General features: G+C 74.4%; 15 protein-coding genes. 4 read left to right on the forward strand and 11 right to left on the reverse strand.

Annotated elements, in window-relative coordinates:
• A partial coding sequence (locus AB0L34_RS07410) for a HAMP domain-containing protein (protein WP_363702730.1) occupies positions 1-2,012 on the reverse strand: 2,012 nt, incomplete at its 3' end.
• A gap of 280 nt (positions 2,013-2,292) precedes the next feature.
• On the opposite strand from AB0L34_RS07410, the gene AB0L34_RS07415 reads away from it, so the two are divergent.
• Positions 2,293-4,380, forward strand: coding sequence for a SpoIIE family protein phosphatase (locus AB0L34_RS07415; protein WP_363702732.1), 2,088 nt, complete (start codon positions 2,293-2,295; stop codon positions 4,378-4,380).
• Between the two features lie 13 nt (positions 4,381-4,393).
• Here the strand turns inward: AB0L34_RS07415 and AB0L34_RS07420 are convergent, their stop codons facing one another.
• Positions 4,394-5,743: an FAD-binding oxidoreductase gene (locus AB0L34_RS07420; protein ID WP_363702734.1), complete on the reverse strand. Its 1,350-nt coding sequence runs from the start codon at positions 5,741-5,743 to the stop codon at positions 4,394-4,396.
• 90 nt (positions 5,744-5,833) lie between these two features.
• Here AB0L34_RS07420 and AB0L34_RS07425 point away from each other — a divergent pair, with 90 nt between their 5' ends.
• The gene (locus tag AB0L34_RS07425) at positions 5,834-7,930 is read left to right on the forward strand and encodes a S9 family peptidase (protein ID WP_363702736.1); all 2,097 of its coding nucleotides are present in this window, start codon (positions 5,834-5,836) and stop codon (positions 7,928-7,930) included.
• A gap of 11 nt (positions 7,931-7,941) precedes the next feature.
• Complete coding sequence (locus AB0L34_RS07430) at positions 7,942-8,160, forward strand: hypothetical protein (RefSeq protein ID WP_363702738.1); 219 nt, start codon at positions 7,942-7,944, stop codon at positions 8,158-8,160.
• A 64-nt stretch (positions 8,161-8,224) separates the two neighbouring features.
• Here AB0L34_RS07430 and AB0L34_RS07435 read toward each other — a convergent pair whose 3' ends face one another.
• The 3 genes from AB0L34_RS07435 to AB0L34_RS07445 form a co-directional block, all read right to left on the reverse strand.
• Positions 8,225-10,345, reverse strand: coding sequence for a bifunctional polysaccharide deacetylase/glycosyltransferase family 2 protein (locus AB0L34_RS07435; RefSeq protein ID WP_363702740.1), 2,121 nt, complete (start codon positions 10,343-10,345; stop codon positions 8,225-8,227).
• A gap of 2 nt (positions 10,346-10,347) precedes the next feature.
• On the reverse strand, positions 10,348-10,764 hold the full coding sequence (locus AB0L34_RS07440; protein WP_357449479.1) for a hypothetical protein: 417 nt from the start codon (positions 10,762-10,764) through the stop codon (positions 10,348-10,350).
• Positions 10,765-10,991: 227 nt separating this feature from the next.
• Positions 10,992-11,564, reverse strand: coding sequence for a TIGR03086 family metal-binding protein (locus AB0L34_RS07445; RefSeq protein ID WP_363702742.1), 573 nt, complete (start codon positions 11,562-11,564; stop codon positions 10,992-10,994).
• Between the two features lie 31 nt (positions 11,565-11,595).
• On the opposite strand from AB0L34_RS07445, the gene AB0L34_RS07450 reads away from it, so the two are divergent.
• Positions 11,596-12,399 (forward strand): AraC family transcriptional regulator, encoded by an 804-nt coding sequence (locus AB0L34_RS07450; RefSeq protein WP_363702744.1) that lies wholly within the window; start codon positions 11,596-11,598, stop codon positions 12,397-12,399.
• 75 nt (positions 12,400-12,474) lie between these two features.
• Here the strand turns inward: AB0L34_RS07450 and AB0L34_RS07455 are convergent, their stop codons facing one another.
• The 6 genes from AB0L34_RS07455 to AB0L34_RS07480 are packed head-to-tail and all read right to left on the reverse strand — an operon-like array spanning position 12,475 to position 18,079.
• Complete coding sequence (locus tag AB0L34_RS07455; protein ID WP_363702746.1) at positions 12,475-14,013, reverse strand: SpoIIE family protein phosphatase; 1,539 nt, start codon at positions 14,011-14,013, stop codon at positions 12,475-12,477.
• A gap of 2 nt (positions 14,014-14,015) precedes the next feature.
• Entirely contained in the window at positions 14,016-15,344 is a 1,329-nt protein-coding gene (locus AB0L34_RS07460) for a sensor histidine kinase (protein WP_363702768.1), read from the reverse strand.
• A gap of 32 nt (positions 15,345-15,376) precedes the next feature.
• Complete coding sequence (locus tag AB0L34_RS07465) at positions 15,377-16,393, reverse strand: SpoIIE family protein phosphatase (RefSeq protein WP_363702748.1); 1,017 nt, start codon at positions 16,391-16,393, stop codon at positions 15,377-15,379.
• Entirely contained in the window at positions 16,390-16,809 is a 420-nt protein-coding gene (locus AB0L34_RS07470) for an ATP-binding protein (RefSeq protein ID WP_363702750.1), read from the reverse strand. Before AB0L34_RS07470 ends, AB0L34_RS07465 begins: the two co-directional genes overlap by 4 nt.
• Positions 16,806-17,219 (reverse strand): STAS domain-containing protein, encoded by a 414-nt coding sequence (locus AB0L34_RS07475; protein WP_363702752.1) that lies wholly within the window; start codon positions 17,217-17,219, stop codon positions 16,806-16,808. Before AB0L34_RS07475 ends, AB0L34_RS07470 begins: the two co-directional genes overlap by 4 nt.
• Positions 17,219-18,079 carry an STAS domain-containing protein gene (locus AB0L34_RS07480; RefSeq protein WP_357449500.1) on the reverse strand — a complete coding sequence of 287 codons (861 nt, stop codon included), beginning with the start codon at positions 18,077-18,079 and terminating at the stop codon, positions 17,219-17,221. The genes AB0L34_RS07475 and AB0L34_RS07480 overlap by 1 nt, the downstream gene beginning before the upstream one ends.
• Positions 18,080-18,097 lie beyond the last annotated feature (18 nt).

An 18,097-nucleotide genomic window follows, 5' to 3' on the forward strand; every position in this document is an offset into this window, starting at 1 on the left:
TTGCGCACCTGCGACGTCAGGTTCGACGCCATCGAGTTCACGTTGTCCGTCAGGTCCCGCCACGTACCGGAGACGCCCTTGACCTGGGCCTGACCGCCCAGCTTGCCCTCCGTGCCCACCTCGCGGGCCACCCGGGTCACCTCGTCGGCGAACGACGAGAGCTGGTCCACCATCGTGTTCACGGTCGACTTCAGCTCCAGGATCTCGCCCTGCGCGTCGACCGTGATCTTCTGGCTGAGGTCGCCCTTCGCGACGGCGGTGGAGACCTGGGCGATGTTGCGCACCTGGGCGGTCAGGTTGGACGCCATCGAGTTCACGTTGTCCGTCAGGTCGCGCCAGGTGCCGGCGACGCCGCGCACCTGGGCCTGACCGCCCAGCTTGCCCTCCGTGCCCACCTCGCGGGCCACCCGGGTCACCTCGTCGGCGAACGACGAGAGCTGGTCCACCATCGTGTTGACCGTCGACTTCAGCGCCAGGATCTCGCCGCGGGCGTCCACCGTGATCTTCTGCGACAGGTCGCCCTTCGCCACCGCCGTGGTCACCGAGGCGATGTTGCGCACCTGCGACGTCAGGTTCGACGCCATCGAGTTCACGTTGTCCGTCAGGTCCCGCCACGTACCGGAGACGCCCTTGACCTGGGCCTGACCACCCAGCTTGCCCTCCGTGCCCACCTCGCGGGCCACCCGGGTCACCTCGTCGGCGAACGACGAGAGCTGGTCCACCATCGTGTTGACGGTGTTCTTCAGCTCCAGGATCTCGCCCTGCGCGTCGACCGTGATCTTCTGGCTGAGGTCGCCCTTGGCGACGGCGGTGGAGACCTGGGAGATGTTGCGGACCTGGCTGGTCAGGTTGCCGGCGAGCTGGTTGACGTTCTCCGTCAGGTCGCGCCAGGTGCCGGAGACGCCGCGCACCTGGGCCTGGCCGCCCAGCTTGCCCTCGATGCCCACCTCCCGCGCGACCCGGGTCACCTCGTCGGCGAACGACGACAGCTGGTCCACCATCGTGTTGACGGTGTCCTTGAGCTCCAGGATCTCGCCCTGCGCCGCCACGGTGATCTTCTGCGACAGGTCGCCCCGCGCCACCGCCGTGGAGACCTGGGCGATGTTGCGCACCTGCGACGTCAGGTTCGACGCCATCGAGTTGACGCTGTCGGTGAGGTCCTTCCAGGTGCCCGCCACGTTCGGCACGTCGGCCTGGCCGCCCAGCTTGCCCTCGGTGCCCACCTCGCGGGCCACCCGGGTCACCTGCTCGGCGAAGAGCCGCAGGGTGTCGGTCAGGTAGTTCATCGTGTCGGCCAGCTCGGCGACCTCGCCGCGCGCCCCGACCGTGATCTTCTGCGACAGGTCGCCCTTGGCCACCGCCGTCGCCACCTGGGAGATCGACCGCACCTGGCCGGTCAGGTTCGACGCCATGGTGTTCACCGAGTCGGTGAGGTCCTTCCAGGTGCCGGCGACGCCGCGCACGTCGGCCTGGCCGCCCAGCTTGCCCTCGGTGCCCACCTCGCGGGCCACCCGGGTCACCTCGTCCGCGAACGACGAGAGCTGGTCGACCATCGTGTTCACGGTGCGCCCGATGCGCAGGTACTCCCCGCGCAGCGGCCGGCCGTCGATCTCCAACGCCATGTGCTGGGACAGGTCGCCCTCGGCGACCGCCACGATGACCCGGGCGATCTCGGTGGTGGGCCGGCCGAGGTCGTCGATCAACGAGTTGACGGCCCGCTGGCCCTCCGCCCAGGAGCCGTCCAGCCCCTCGTCGTCCAGGCGCTCGGTGAGCCGGCCGTCCCGGCCGACGATCCGGCTGATCCGCCGCAGGTCGAGGTACTGCCGCTCCTGGAGCGAGACGACCTCGTTGAAGGCGTCCGCGACCTCGCCGGCCCGGCCCGCCCGTCGGGGCAGCCGGACCTTGAGGTCGCCGCGGCCGACCCGCCGCAGCGCCTCGGTCAGTTCGACGAGGAGCGCCTCGTGGTCGGGCGCGGAGGGATCCGCGGTCGCCGACTGTTTCGCCGTGGTCATCATTCCTCGCTCAGCTCGGGGCCACCGACTCCTGCGACGCAGGCCATCCCATCATTGTGCCCGCGACGTCGCCGCCGCCATGTCTGCGCGGCCGCTCGCCACGCGCGGCAATCATCCTGCCCGTCCCGTTCCGCCCCGTCTGCCCGGCCGGTCGCCACACGCGGCAACCGCCCTGTTCCGCCCGTCCCGCCGCCGGCTGTCACGCGCGACCCGACGCCCTCGGCGCCGCTCGTCCGGCACCGGCTTGGCAGCCGAGCGGACGGCGGTGGAGGATACGAGGGTGTCAGCGGAGACGGGGCCCGCGGAGACCAGGGGCCGAGACCAGCACGTCCGGCGCGTCCGGCTCCCCGCCGACCGGCGTACGCCCGCGGCGGCGCGGGCGCTGGTGCGCTCGGTGCTCATCGAGGCACACCTGGACGAGCTGGTCAACGAGGCGCTGCTGCTGACCACCGAACTCTCCACCAACGCGGTGGAACACGCCCGCACCGAACTGGACATCGAGGTCGTCGCCGACCCGGACGGGCTCACCGTCACCGTCTCCGACTTCGCGGCCGGCCCGGTGGACGAGCTGACCGTCGGAGTCCGCAACGACGCCACGGACATCGACGAGATCTCCGAGCGCGGCCGGGGCCTGCTGCTGGTCGACCACTTCGCCAACCGCTGGGGCACCACCTACCTGCCCACGGGCAAGGGCGTCTGGTTCCGGCTGGACCGGCCCGACCCGGCCGGCGACGGGGAGACCCACGCCGGGCGGGAGACGGCGCCGAGGGCCGCGGCCGCCGGGGGTGGCGCCGCCGCGACGGCGGAGAGCTCCGCGCCGAGCGCGGGGGCGATGAGCGAGTTGATGCAGACCACCCCCGACCCGTACGCCGAGGACCCGCTGCCCGACTTCGCGACCGGTCTGCTCACCCGGGTCGCCGAGATGGTCGGCGCGGCCGGCGGGGTGGTCCGGCTGGACCGGGGGGACGGACAGGGCGCCCAGGTGCTGGCCCGGTACGGCCGCCAGCCCCGGCCCGGCAACGAGCTGCTCCGGGTGCCGCTGGCGGTGCACCGGCCGTACAGCGGGGAGCTGGAGCTGGACGCGGCGCCGTCGGCGTACGCCCGGCCGCTGGCGGTGCTGATGGCCGAGCGGCTCTCGCTGCACCTGGAGAACGACCGGCTGCGCCGGGCGGACGTCCGCCGCCAGGCCTGGCTGACCTTCCTCGCGGAGGCCAGCGAGCTGCTCGCGCAGTCCCTGGACGTCGAGCTGACGATGGCGCTCATCCCGCAGCTCGTGGTGCCCCGGCTCGGGCAGTGGTGCGCGGTGCACACCACCGACGAGTGGGGCCGGCTGCGCCTCGCGGCGGCCAGCCACGCCGACGAGTCGGTGCTGCCCCACCTGCACAAGGTGCTCCAGGAGACCGGCCCGGAGTCGGTCCAGGCCCGGCTGCGGGAGGCGTCCCGCAACGGCACGCAGATGCCGCTCGGCGCGCCGATGGAGGGCTTCGCGGTGCCGCTGATCGCCCGGGGGCAGCGCCTCGGCACCCTGGCCGTCGGCCGGCACCAGCGGCACCGGCACGACCCGGACGAGGTCGCCGTGCTGGAGGACGTGGCACGGCGGGCGGCGCTGGCGATCGAGAACGCCCGGATCCACGCCGAGCGCCGCCGGGTCGCGCAGACCCTCCAGCAGTCGCTGCTGCCGCCGGTGCTGCCCGTGGTCGAGGGCATCGGCTTCGCCGCCGAGTACGTCCCGACCGGCGACGACGCCGACGTCGGCGGGGACTTCTACGACGTGGTGCCGCTGCCGGACGGGCGCTGGCTGGTGGTGGTCGGCGACGTCTCGGGCAAGGGGGTTCAGGCGGCCACGGTGACCGGTCTGGTCCGCGACGTCATCCGGGTGCTGGTCGGCGACGGCAAGCCGCTGCCGGAGGCCCTGGCCCGGGTCAACGAGACGCTGGTCGAGCGGGGTGGCGGGCGGTACTGCACGCTGGCCCTCGCGGCGGTCGGGCCGGGCGACGGCACGCAGCTCGACGTGTCGTTGCACCTCGCCGGCCACGACCGGCCGGTGCTGCTGCGCTCCGCTGGCGGGGCCGCCTTCGTCGGCGCCGGCGGCACGGCGCTCGGGCTGCTCGACGCGATCACCTCGCCGACGGCGGAGATCCCGCTCGAGCCGGGCGACTCGCTGGTCTTCTACACCGACGGGGTCACGGAGCGGCGGCGCGGCCGGGAGCTGTTCGGCACCGACCGGCTGCGCGACGCCGCCGCCCCGCTCGCCGGCTACTCGGCCGACGTGGTGGCCGCCCGGCTCCGTTCGACCGCGCTCGGCTTCTCGGCCGAGGCGCCCCGCGACGACATCGCCATCCTGGTGCTCCGCAACGACGCCGCCTGACGACGCGGCCTCGTCAGAGGCCGCCGGGAAGGCGGCCCGGGGCGAGGCGGTGGTGGGGGTCGAGGTGCTCCTTGGCCGCGCGCAGCCGGGGCAGCCCGGCCAGCTCGCCCCACAGGTCGACGGCCCGCCGGACGGCCGGCGGCGCGGAGAGCACCACGCACCGCCCCTGCCGGGCGAGGAGCACCCCGCGGACGGCGGCCAGGATCGACGCCACCCGGTCGGGAGCCATGGCGCCGGGCAGGGCCGCGTGCACGACGCCCAGGCCGGCGGAGCCGCGCACCGGGACGGGGGTGCCGGCGGCGTCGCGCAGCGCGTAGACGGCGGCGTGCAGGTCGGCGATCGGCACCTCGATCCGCAGCGCCGTGTCGCCCGGGCCGAACGGGTAGCGGCGCCACCACTCCGGCGCCGAGTGGCTGACCCCGGACCTGCCGCCGAGGAGCGTGACCAGGCGGTCGGCCCGCTCGGCGACGTCGGCCGGGCCGCCCTCCAGCAGCACCGCGAGCCGGCCGGCGCCGGCCGGGCCGAGCGCGGCGCGCCCCGCCATGGACGGGTGTCGCGCCATCGACTCGGCCCGGCCGTCCTGGCGCGGCCGGGGTCCCGCGCCGGCCGGCAGGTCCAGCTCGACCGCGGCCGGGTCGAGTCGCGCGGCGAGCACCGTGCGGACGAGGTCGTGCACCTCGAGCGGGGTCCAGACCGGCCGGGTGACCCAGATCCGGCCGGCCGGCACGGCCTGCACCCGCAGGGTCGCGGAGACCAGCACGCCGAGTGCCCCCTGCGAGCCGCAGAGCAGCCGGGCCAGCTCCAGCCCGTCGACGCCGCCGCCGGCGTTGACCAGCTCGCCGTCGGCGTCGAGGTAGCGCACGCCGAGGAGCTGGTCGCACGGGCTGCCGTGGCGGTGCCGCAGCGGGCCCGCCTCGCCGGCGGCGAGCACACCGCCGAGGGTCGCGCCGGGCGAGGGGGCGTCGACCGCGAGCCGCTGCCCGGTGCGTTCGAGCGTGGCCTGCACCGCGCGCAGCGGGGTGCCCGCGCCGACCTCGGCGGTGGGCGCGCCGGTCGGCTGGTGCCCGATCCCGGCGAGCCGGCCGGTGTCGAGCATGATGTCGACCCGGTCGGGGGCGGCGCCCCAGTCGATCTTCGTGCCGGCGCCGCGCGGCACGACGGTCAGGTCGTGGCGGGCCGCCAGCCGCAGCACCTGGGCGGCGGCGTGCGGGCCGCCGGGCACGGCCACCCAGCGGGCCGGGCGCCCGGCCACCTCGTCGGCCGGGCCCGCGAGGCGGGCGAACGGCGGGCCGCAGATCTCCGTCAACCGCCGGGTGATGTCGAGGGCTCCGGGCCGGTCGGTGGAACTCGCTGCTGCCGCCATGCCGGTCATCGTACACATGTTCGAAAGATGTGGCGGCGGGTCGACCGACGAGGCCACCCGGAGGGCGACCCGCGCCGGTAACGTGACGCCGTGACCACCGAGACCCCCGTGCCCACGGCGAAGCGGGTGCCCAGCGAGCGCACCCACCACGGCGACACCGTCACCGACGAGTACGCGTGGCTGGCCACCAAGGACGATCCGGCGACGATCGCCTACCTGACCACCGAGAACGCGTACACGGAGGCCCGGACGGCGCATCTCGACGGGTTGCGCGCCGACCTGTTCGAGGAGACCCGCCGGCGCACCCAGGAGACCGACCTGTCGGTGCCCAGCCGCAAGGGCGGCTACTGGTACTACACCCGCACGGTCGAGGGGCAGCAGTACGGCGTGCAGTGCCGCCGGGCCGTCCGGGACGGCGAGACCGACCCGCCGGTCAGCGCGGACGGCGCGCCGCTGGAGGGCGAGGAGGTGCTGCTCGACGGCAACCTGCTCGCCGAGGGGCACGACTTCTTCGCGCTCGGCGCGTTCGACGTCAGCCCCGACGGGCGGTGGCTCGCATACTCGACGGACTTCTCCGGCGACGAGCGGTTCACGCTGCGGGTCAAGGACCTCTCCACCGGCGAGTTGCTGCCCGACGAGGTGCCCGACACCTTCTACGGCACCGCGTGGTCCGCCGACGCCTCCGTGCTGTTCTACGTGACCGTGGACGAGGCGTGGCGGCCCAACCGGGTCTGGCGGCACACCCTGGGCACCCCGTCGAGCGAGGACGTGGTGGTCCACCAGGAGGACGACGAGCGTTTCTGGGTCGGCGTCGAGCTGACCCGCTCCGAGAAGTTCGTCCTCATCGACATCCACAGCAAGATCACCAGCGAGGTGCTGGTGATCCCGGCCGGCAACCCGACCGGCGTGCCCGCGTCCGTGGCCCCCCGGCGGCAGGGCGTGGAATACACGGTCGAGCACCACGGCCACCGCTTCCTGATCCTGCACAACGACGGCGCCGAGGACTTCGCGCTGGCGTACACCTCGGCGGACACGCCCGGCGACTGGGTGCCGCTGATCGAGCACTCGCCCGGCACCCGGCTGGAGGCGGTGGACGCCTTCGCCGACCACCTGGTCGTCTCGCTGCGCAGCAACGGGCTGACCGGGCTGCGGGTGCTGCCGATCGGCGGCGGCGACGCCTTCGACATCGACTTCCCGGAGCCGCTCTACAGCGTCGGCCTGGACAGCAACCCGGAATACCAGACCAGGCAGATCCGGCTGCGCTACACCTCGCTGGTCACCCCCGACTCGGTCTACGACTACGACCTGGTCACCCGGCAGATGGTGCTGCGCCGGCAGAAGCCGGTGAAGCCCGGGCCGGACGGTCGGGCGTACGACCCGGCCGACTACGAGCAGCACCGCGACTGGGCGCTCGCCGACGACGGGACGCGGGTGCCGATCTCGCTGGTCTGCCGGGCCGGCACGCCGAAGGACGGCTCCGCCCCCTGCGTGATCTACGGCTACGGCTCGTACGAGGCGAGCATGGACCCGTGGTTCTCCATCGCCCGGCTGTCCCTGCTGGACCGGGGCGTCATCTTCGCCGTGGCGCACATCCGCGGTGGCGGCGAACTGGGCCGCCGCTGGTACGACCAGGGCAAGCTGCTGGCCAAGAAGAACACGTTCACCGACTTCGTCGCCTGCGCCCGGCACCTGGTCAAGGCCGGCTGGACGGCGAGCGACCGGCTCGTCGCCCGGGGCGCCTCGGCCGGCGGGCTGCTGATGGGCGCGGTGGCCAACCTCGCCCCGGACGCGTTCGCCGGGATCGTCGCGCAGGTGCCCTTCGTGGACGCGCTGACCTCGATCCTGGACCCGTCGCTGCCGCTGACCGTCACCGAGTGGGAGGAGTGGGGCAACCCGCTCGACGACCCGGAGGTGTACGCGTACATGAAGTCCTACACCCCGTACGAGAACGTGCGGGCGGTGGACTATCCGGCGATCCTGGCGGTGACCAGCCTCAACGACACCCGCGTGCTCTACCACGAGCCGGCGAAGTGGATCGCCCGGCTGCGGGCGGTCGCCCCGCAGGGCGACTACCTGCTCAAGACCGAGATGGGCGCCGGCCACGGCGGGCCGAGCGGTCGCTACGACGCGTGGCGCGAGGAGGCGTTCATCAACGCCTGGATCCTCGACCGTCTCGGTCGCGCCTGAGCCACGGCGGGGTGACCGGAACGCACGGGAGCCGGGCGGAGGACGATCCGCCCGGCTCCCCCGACGGGAACGGCGACCGGGGCGACGCGGCAATGGAGCCGGGCGTGGCCCGGCGCGGATCGACCTGGGTGATCCTCGCGGTGGTCGCCGCCGCCCTGCTGGTCTGCTGCTGCTCGGCGGTGCTCGGGCTGGCCCTCTCCTGGTCCGCCGGCCTGTTCGGTCCGCGCTGACGGCGCTGGCGACCGGCACGCCGCCGGGTACGACGTCTCCGCCCGCCGGTTCCGGTCGGCCGGGTCAGCGGGGAGTGGGGATCAGGGCCGCCGCCTCGCCGGTGCGTGCCATCCGCTGCCAGCGCAGCCGGTTGCCGATCAGCGCGGTGACCACCGACTGCACCACCACCAGGTACATCACCTGCCGGTAGATCAACTGCTGGAACGGCAGGCTCCACAGCGGGCCGGGGCGTTCCCGGTCCAGCCGCAGCGCGTACGCGGCGGTGACCGCCTGGAGCAGCAGCAGCCCCGCCCAGGCCAGCACCAGCGTCGACCAGGGCAGGAACATCAGGCCGTAGACGGCGTAGACGTCCACCGCCGGGGCGGCCAGCGGCAGCACGATCTGGAACACCGTCAGGTACGGCAGGCCGCGCCGGCCGAGCCTGCCGCCGGCGCCCCGCTCGCGCAGCGCGTGCCGGTGCTTCCACATCGCCTGCATGGTGCCGTAGCACCAGCGGTAGCGCTGCCGCCAGAGCTGCCGCAGCGAGGAGGGCGCCTCGGTCCAGGCGATGGCGGCCTCCTCGTAGACCACCCGCCAGCCGGCCCGCAGCACCTTCATGGTGAGGTCGGTGTCCTCGGCGAGCGTGTCCGCGGGCACCCCGCCGACGGCGAACAGCACCTCGCGGCGGAACGCCCCGATCGCGCCGGGGATGGTCGGCATGCACTCCAGCACGTCGTACATCCGGCGGTCGAGGTTGAAGCCGATCACGTACTCCAGGTGCTGCCAGCGGCCGAGCAGCCGGCGCCGGTTGGCGACCTTGGTGTTGCCGGAGATCGCGCCCACCGTCGGGTCGGCGAAGCCCTGCACCAGCCGGCGCACGGTGTCCGGCTGGAAGACGGTGTCGCCGTCGACCAGCACCAGCAGGTCGGCGCGGGCGACCCGGATGCCCGTGTTCAGCGCCGCCGGCTTGCCGGCGTTGGCCTGCCGGATGACCCGCACCCCGCGCAGCCCGAGCCGCTCGACGATCCCGGCGGTGTCGTCGCTGGACCCGTCGTCCACGACGATCACCTCGAGCGCCGGGTAGTCGCTGGCGACCAGCGACCGGACGGTCGCGGCGATGTTCGCGGCCTCGTTGTACGCGGGCACGATCACCGACACCGGCGCGGTGATCGCCGGCCGCGCCCGCCCCGGTCGGCGGACCCGCCGCACGTGCACCTGGGCGCAGATCACCTGCACGACCAGCCGGGCCACGCCCAGCACCAGCGCGAGCCCGAGCAGCAGGTCCATCGCCCCGGCCAGCCAGCCGGCGCCGGCCTGGGTCCACCGGAGGGCGTGGCCGGCGAGCCGGCTGCCCCCGCCCGCCGGCACCATGGAGGCCGGTGCGTCGATCCCCTCCGAGACGGTGGTGAACCGGTAGCCCTGCTCGGTCAACGCGGGCAACAGCCGGTCGAGGGCGGCCACCGTCTGGGCCCGGTCGCCGCCGCCGTCGTGCATCAGCACCACCGCGCCGCGCCCCCGTTCGGGGGTGGCGGCCTCGACGATGGCCGACACGCCGGGCCGCTGCCAGTCCTTGGTGTCCCGGTCGGCGAGCACGGCGACGTGGCCGGTGCCGGCGGCGGCGCGCAGCGCGGCGTACTCGGGGCCGGTCAGCGCCGACGGGTGCGACGAGAACGGCGGCCGGAGCAGGGTGACCTCGCGGCCGACCGCCCCGGCGACCGCCTTGCGGGTGAGCGAGAGTTCCAGGTCCCGCCGCCAGTCGGCGGCGGCGCCGAGGTCGGCGTGGGTGAAGCTGTGCGAGCCCAGCTCGTGGCCCTCGGCGAGGATCCGGCGGACCAACTCGGGGTGTTCGTTGACCCGGGCGCCGACCACGAAGAAGGTGGCGCGCGCGCCGTGCCGGCGCAGCGCGTCGAGCACCTGCGGCGTCCACCGCGGGTCCGGCCCGTCGTCGAAGGTCAGCGCGATCGTCCGGTCGGGCATGACGCGGCTGACCGGCCGATCCTGGTCGAGCCGCAGCACCGGCCCGCCGGCGGCGACCTCCTTCGGCACCGCCGGCCCGGCGGACGTGTCGGCCCGCGCCCCGCCGGAGCCGCCGGCCAGCCCGGTCACCAGGCCGTCGACGGTGAGCGCCGCGAGCAGCAGCGCCAGCCCGAGCAGGAGCAGGATCCAGTGTGCCCGCGGGTCACGGCGGGCGACGTGCCGCGCCACCGCTAGCTCGGCTTGCCCGGGGAGCGGCTGGGCTTCGCGGTGCGCCGCTCGTCGCCCTGGCCAGGCTGCTCGGAGCGGGTCGGCCGGGCGGTGGGAGCGCCGGTGGCCGGGGCGGTGCCGGCCGTGCGGGTGGGCTCCGGGGCCGAGGTGCTGGTCAGGGGTGACGGACGGGGGCCGGTCGGCGACGCGCCGCCCAGCTCGCCGCGGCCGTCCACCTCGGCTTCGAGCGGTGCCGCCGGGCGGCTGTCCGACCAGCCGGGCAGCGACACCGACGAGTCCATGAAGAGGCCGGCGGCGATCAGGCCGAGGCTGGTGAGCAGGCCCAGACCCATCGCGGTGCCGGCGATCACCGTGAGCCGGCGGCGACGCCCGGTCCGGTCGACGAACACCGGCGGCGCTCCGCCTGGCTGGTTGTGCATCTGTTGAACTCCCGCTGCCACACGCGACGGGCCTTCCGGCCCAGGCCAGGGGCCCGTCCGGCCGGGCCTCCGGAGCAAACAGCGCCCATGTCGCCGCCGGCGTTACACAGCTCAGGTTCCCCACAGTTTCTCCACCACCGCGCACCGAGGAACAGCAGGCCGGGCGGCAGGGAGGCCCGGGCGGCGGAGAGCCGCCCGGGCCGGTGAGGCTCAGGCGGTCGGGCCGGTCAGGCGGTCGGGGGCCAGCCGGGGTCGCGGCCGGTGTGGCAGAGCAGCCGGTCGAACTCCGGCAGGTCGGCGGCGCTCGACACCGGTTCCGCGAAGACGCCCATCTTCCGGGCCTGCGGCCCGAGCTGCCCCACCAGCTCGTGCAGCACGGCCGTCGCCTCCGGAGCGGGCCGGTACGGCTGGCCGGTGGCGACGGCGAGGTCCCAGCCGTGCACCGTCAGGTCCAGCAGCACCATGCCGCCGACCGTGCTCTGCGGCATGCCCATCCCCGGCGAGACGCCCTCCAGCGAGGACGGGTCGGACCAGGCGTCGACCAGCCGCCGCGTCTCGGCCTCGAACCGGTCGCGCCAACCGTCCGTGAGATGGCCGGGCCCGTCCGCCCATTCGACGGGGCGCTTCGCCGCGAGGGCCTGGAAGTTCACCACCACCTGGAAGAGGTGGTCGAGCAGGTCGCGCACCGCGTACTCGCGGCAGGGCGTCGGCAGGTCGAGCTGGTCGTCGGCGATGCCACGCACCACCGCCACGGTCGGTGGCGCGGCCACCGCCAGCAGGTCACTAGTCTGGGTTGCCATACGGCCAGCGTATGAGGATGGTCTTGAAGAAATGCGACAGCAGCCGCGCGGGGACAGCCGGGGCATCCTGGACCCGGCCCGGCTGCTGCGCCAGGTCCGCTTCCGCCGGCACCTGCCCGCCGTGGCGCTCCGGCCGTACGTCGAGCACTACTGGCTCGTCGACTGGGAGCTGACCGAGCCGCTCACGCAGCAGGTCGTGCCGCACCCGGCGGTGAACGTGGTGTTCCGGCGCGACGGCGACGGCCCGGAGAGCGCCGAGGTGGCCGGCGTGGGGCGGAAACTGTTCTCGATCACGCTCTCCGGCGTCGGCCGGGTCAGCGGGGTCCAGTTCCGGCCGGGCGGCTTCCGGCCGTTCTGGCGCGGGCGGTCGGTCGCCGAGCTGACCGGGCGGCGGTGGCCGGTCCCGTCGCTCGCCGACCGCTGGCCGCCGGCCGCCGGCCGCTGCGACGGTACGGACGCCGAGCGCCGCCGGGCGCTGGACGACCTGCTGCTCGGCTGGGCGCCGGCGGCCGACCCGGTCACCGACGAGGTGATCGGCCTGGTCGAGGCGATCCGCGCCGACCGGACGGTGCTGCGGGTGGACGACTTCGCCCGACGGCACGGGCTCTCCGTCCGCCGGCTGCAACGCCTGTTCCTCGCGCACGTCGGCGTCGGCCCGAAGTGGGTGATCCGCCGGTACCGGCTCCAGGAGGCCGTCGAGCAGGCCGCGGGCGGCCCGCCGGACTGGGCGGCGCTCGCGGCGGACCTCGGCTACAGCGACCAGGCCCACCTGGTCCGCGAGTTCACCGCCGTCATCGGCGTCTCGCCGGCCGCGTACGCCCGCTCGGTCGGCTGACGCCCGCCCCGCCTGCCGGCGTCAGGACGGCCCCTTCCACAGCGCCAGCCGTCGACAGGGTGCCGTTCCCGCGCGTCAGCGGCGGCGGAGGGCGACCACGGCGACGTCGTCCTGGATCTCCGGCGGGGCCAGCTCGACCAGGAGCCGCTCGCAGAACCGGTCCAGGTCGTCGTCGATCCGCCCGGCGGCCGCGGCCAGGGCGGCCAGCCCGTCGTCGATCGTGGTGTCCCGCCGCTCGATCAGGCCGTCGGTGTAGAACACCAGCGTCGCCCCGGCCGGCAGCACGAACTCCAGGTCGGGCGGTCGCTGGGCGCGCACCCCGAGCAGTGGCGCCGAGTGCTGCACGAACTCCACCTTGCCGTTCAGGCTGAGCACCGGCGGCAGGTGGCCGGCGCTGGCCAGCCGGACCCGGCCGGTGGGCGGGTGCAGCAGCAGCAGGCAGATCGTGGCCAGCTCCGTGGGGAGCAGGGTGCGCATCAGCTCGTTGACCCGCTCCAGGATCTCGCCCGGCTGGTGTCCCTCCACCGCGTACGCCCGCACCGCGTGCCGCAGCTCGGCCATCACGGTCGCGGCGTGCAACGAGTGACCCGCCACGTCACCGATCGCCAGCAGCAGGTGGCCGTCGAGCATCACCAGCTCGTAGAAGTCGCCGCCCACCTCGGTCTGCGCGCTCGCCGGCTCGTAGCGCACGGCCAGGTCGAGCCCGTTGATCTGGGGAATCCGGCGCGGCAGCAGGCTGCGCTGGAGGGTGACCGCGATGCGGTGCTCCTCGTCGAAGGAGCGCTGCGCCTCCACCGCCGACGCGACGGCCTGGGCGAGCTGCACCAGCACGGGGGTGCGGGCGGTCTGCGTCGCGGTGGGCACGACGACGTAGAGCGGCGGGCGGTCCTCGCGGAGCCGGGTCGCGGCCACCGTGACCGTGTCCCCCGCCGGCCAGTCGACCAGGCCCCAGCCGGCCGGATCGTCCACCCGGACCGTCGTCCCGATCGGCACGCCGCTGTCGTCCACGAGCCACGGAACGAGCGTGACCGTGCCGCCGGGGCCGCCCGCGATCCCGGCGACGCAGTCGCCGTCGAACGTCTCGGCGATCACCGCGGCGGGGCTCTTGAAGATCTGGGCCGCCCCGGCCGCCGCCGCCTCCAGCAGTCGCGCGAAGTTGGGCGCGGAGTGCATCGCCACCGTGGTGTCGGCCAGCCCGAGCAGCCGTTCGGCGAGCAGCTCCGCCCGCTGCCGCGCCCGGTAGTAGCGCAGCACCGCGTGCGCGGTGGCGACCAGTTCCTCCGGCTCGATGGGCTCGGCCAGGTACGCGTCCGCGCCCCGGGTCAGCCCCTGCGCCCGGTCCACGACGTCCACCGCGTGGGCGGACACGTGGATCACCGGCATCGCCGGGTGCGCGGCCTTGATCCGTTCGCAGACCTCGAACCCGCTCAGGTCGGGCAGCCGCACGTCGAGCACCACGAGGTCGATCGGGTCCACGCCGACGCGGGCCAGGGCCTCGCCGCCGGTCTCCGCCTCCAGCACCGTGAAACCCGCGCGGGAGAGCCAGCTGACCAGCAGGTACCGCTTGGTGCGACTGTCGTCGACCACCAGCACGGTCGCCGGGCCGCCCTCCACCGTCACGCTCCGCCCGCGGGCAGGCTGACGATGAACGTGCTGCCCCGCCCGGGCTCGCTGGCCAGCTCCAGGGTGCCGCCGAGCAGGGTCACCAGCCGCCGCGCGTACGGCAGGCCGAGGCCCGTGCCGCCCACCCGGGTCGCGCCGGGCACCTGGTAGAACTCCTCGAAGATCCGGTCGTGCTGCTCGGGCGCGATGCCCGGGCCGGTGTCCGAGGCGGACAGCAGCCAACGGTCGTCCCGCCGCTCCGCCCGCAGCCGGACCTCCCCACGCTCGGTGAACTTGAGCCCGTTGTGCAGGAGGTTGCGCAGCACCTGGGCGAGCAGCACCTCGTCGGTGCGCAGCGTGGCCGGGACCGGCGGCTCCTCCACCACCAGTTCGACCTCCGGCCGGGTGGCCAGGGCCCGCAGCGTGCCGCGCAGCTGACCGAAGAGCGGCCGCAGGTCCACCTCGGCCCAGTCGGGCTCGATCCGGCCGGACTCGGCCTTGGCCAGGTCGAGCAGCTCGTTGACCAGCGTGAGCAGGTCGCTCGCCGAGGAGCGGATGAGCCCGACCTGGCGGGCCTGCTCGGCGGTGAGCGGGTCGGAGGCGGAGTCGTCCAGCAGCCGGCCGAGTCCCATGATCGCGGTGACGGGGGCGCGCAGCTCGTGGCTGACGTTCGCCAGGAACCGGCTCTTCGACTCGCTGGCCGCCCGCAACTGGGCGGACTTCTCGTCCAGCTCGGCGTAGAGCGCGACCACGCCGCGGTTGGTCTCCTCCAGCTCCTCGGTGAGCTGGTTGTAGAGCGCCATCACGCCGCGGTTGGTCTCGGCCAGTTCCTCGTTGAGCACGGCCAGCTCGTCGCGCTGGCTGCGTACCTCGTCGAGGGCGGCGATCAGTTGCGCGTTCTGGGCGGCCAACTCGTCGAGGGCGCTGCCCGGGGCGTTCCGGCCGAGTTCGGCGCGCAGCTCGGCGAGACGCTCCGGGGTCAGCACCTCGGCGGTGACCGGGACACGTCGGGACATCCTCACGACCGTATCCCCCTGCCCGGTCACGACGCCCAACATGTCCACCAACCGCGCCACCGCACCCGACTGCGGCTCGTACCGCCCGTCGGGCAGCGGGCGCACCGGGAGGAGGTCCACCCGCAGGTGCCGCCCACCACCGACGGCGTCGTGGACCAGGGTGAATGTCACGTCCGCCCCGCCGACCGCGCGCAGCAGGTCCCGGGCCACCTCGCTGAGCGCCGTGGCGATGCGTACCTGGTCCTGGTGCTCCAGCCCGACCGCGGCGGCGACCTCACGGCCCCGTTGCCGGACCACGAAGATGTCGTGTTCGACCCGCAGCACCATCTGGAGCAGCGGCGCCACCCCGGCCGGCCCGGTCACGACCACGCCCGGGCGACCAGGACGCACGCGTCGTCGCGGCGGGTGCCGGCGTCCCGCAGCAGCGACGCGGCCACCACGACGGGCGACCGGTCGGCGAGACCGGGGAAGTCGGCGAGCTGCCAGCGGTCGACCACGCCGTCACTGTGCATCACCAGCAGGGCGTCGGCCTCGAAGGGGTAGTCGTACTCCCGGACCGGGGGACGCTGGTGCCCGGCGATGCCGGGCAGCGAGACCAGGCCCCGGCGCTTGCCGCCGCCGATGACCGCGGCGGAGATGTTGCCCAGTCCGGCGTAGCGCAGCACCCCGGCCGACGGGTCCGGCTCGGCGACGGCCAGCGCCGCGCCCCGGGTGTGGGACATCGCCTGGTGCAGGTGCTGGACCACTGCGGCCGGCGGTCCCGCCGGCGCCCGGCGGAACGCGTCGAGCGCGGCGTCGGTGGCGGCGGCGGCGAGCGGCCCGTGCCCCAGGCCGTCGCAGACCAGCACCTGCCGCCGGCCCTCCACGATCCGCCAGGCGTACCCGTCGCCGCTGACCGACTCCCCGGTCAGCGGCCGGGTGAGCGCGCCGGCCCAGGGCCGCTCCCGCCCACCGGCGCGGTCCGGCCAGACCTGGACGGCGAGGACCGTGCCCCGCCCCGGCCGGGAGTAGCCGTCGAACCAGCTGGCCTGGCGGACGATCGCGCCGAGACCGATGCCGAGCGTGCCGGTGGTGGAGTGTCCGTCCTGCGAGGAGACGGTCAGGTCGGCCATCCCCGGCCCGGCGTCGACCGCGACCAGCTCCACGCCGGCCTCCCGCTCGTGCCGGACGGGCCGCAGCAGCAGCGTGCCGTCCTCGGCGTGCTTGACCAGGTTGCTGGTCAGCTCGGCGGCGACGATCGCCAGGTCGGCGATGCGGGCCTCGCCCAGGTCGAGCTGGTCGCCGAGCCGGTCGGCGGCCCGGCGCACCGCGCTGGCGGCGCTGCCGGTCTCGACGCGGAACCAGATGCCACGGTCGGGGACCACGTCCTCGGTCATCTGGACCACTTGGTGACCGTGATGCGGGTGCCCTCGCCCACCGCGGTCTTGATGTCGAACTCGTCGACCAGCCGGCGCGCGCCGCTGAGCCCGAGGCCGAGCCCGCCCCCGGTCGTGTAGCCGTCGGTCAGTGCCAGGTCGAGGTCGGCGATGCCCGGACCGCGGTCGGCGAAGACGATGCGTACGCCCCGCCGCGTCCCGTTGTCCACCGTGCCCACCTCGACGGTGCCGCCGCCGCCGTACACCAGCGTGTTGCGGGCCAGCTCGCTCGCCGCGGTGACCACCTTGGTCTGGTCGACCAGCGAGAGCTTGACCGCCACCGCCACCGTACGCACCAGCTGCCGGACGCGCACCACGTCCTCGTCGCTGCGGATCGCCTGCGCCTGCGGCTGGCCCAGGTCGACGCCCGCGGTCATGACGAGGCCGTCGTATCGGCGTCCGGTTCGTCGTCGAACGCGAACTCGTGCTCGTCCGCGCGCGCCGCCGCGATCAGCTCCATGCCTCGTTCGACGTTGAGCGCCGTCCGGATGCCGTTGAGGGACAGGCCCAGCTCGACGAGGGTGATGGCGACGGCGGGCCGCATCCCGACCACCACCGTCTCGGCGTCGAGCACCTTGGAGATCGAGGCGATGGTCGACAGCATCCGCCCGACGAAGGAGTCCACGATGTCCAGGGCGGTGATGTCGATGAGCACGCCGTGGCAGCCGGTCGCGACGATCCGCTCCGCGAGGTCCTCCTGGAGCTGGACCGCCGTCTGGTCGGACATGTCGACCTGGATGGACACCAGCAGGATCTCACCGATCTTGAGGATCGGCACCCGCTCCATCACGCCTCCCGGCGCGGCAGCCGACGGCCGGTCTCGACCCCGGTGAGCCGGAGCACGTGCCGCAGCGCGTCGGCGAGGCTGGCCTTGGTGGCGATGTCGCCGAACTCGATGCCCAGGGCCACGATGGTCTGCGCGATCTGTGGCCGGATGCCGGAGATGATGCAGTCCGCGCCCATCAGCCGGGCGGCCACCACGGTCTTCAGGATGTGCTGGGCGACCTGGGTGTCCACCGCCGGTACGCCGGTGATGTCGATGATCGCGTACGGCGAGCCGGTGTCGACCAGGGTCTGGAGCAGCCGTTCCATCACCACCTGGGCGCGGGCCGAGTCGAGGGTGCCGACCAGCGGCACGGCGACGACGCCCTCCCAGAGCTTCACCACCGGGGTGGAGAGTTCGAGCAGCTGTTCCGCCTGGTCGGCGATGAGGCTCTCGCGGGTGCGGACGAAGCTCTCGAAGGTGAACAGGCCCATCTGGTCGATCAGCCCGGAGAAGGCGACGTAGTCGCGGAGCGTCCCGGAGCCGCCCTCGGCCTCCATCAGCTCCAGCAGCGCCTCCTTGAGCGCGAACACGCTGATCGCGGTCTCGGAGGCGGAGAAGCCCTGCCGGGCCCGGCCCCGCGACAGCTCGGCGAGCACGGCGCGCAGCTCGGTGGCCTGCTCGGCGTCGAGGTCGACGGCCCCGTGCTCGGCGGCGGTCACCATGCTGCCGTGCAGTTCCTGCACCTGCCGGCGCAGTTCCCCCTGGCTGAGTCGCCCGCGCAGCGACCCGGCGACGATCTCCGTCCAACGCTGCGTGATCCGCTCGGCATGACCCGTCAGCAGACTCGCCAGCCGGCCGCTCTCCTCGGCGCTCAGCGCCATGGCAAACCCCCTTCGACC

This window comes from Micromonospora sp. NPDC052213, from assembly GCF_040679695.1.
In the GTDB taxonomy this organism is placed as follows: Bacteria; Actinomycetota; Actinomycetes; order Mycobacteriales; family Micromonosporaceae; genus Micromonospora.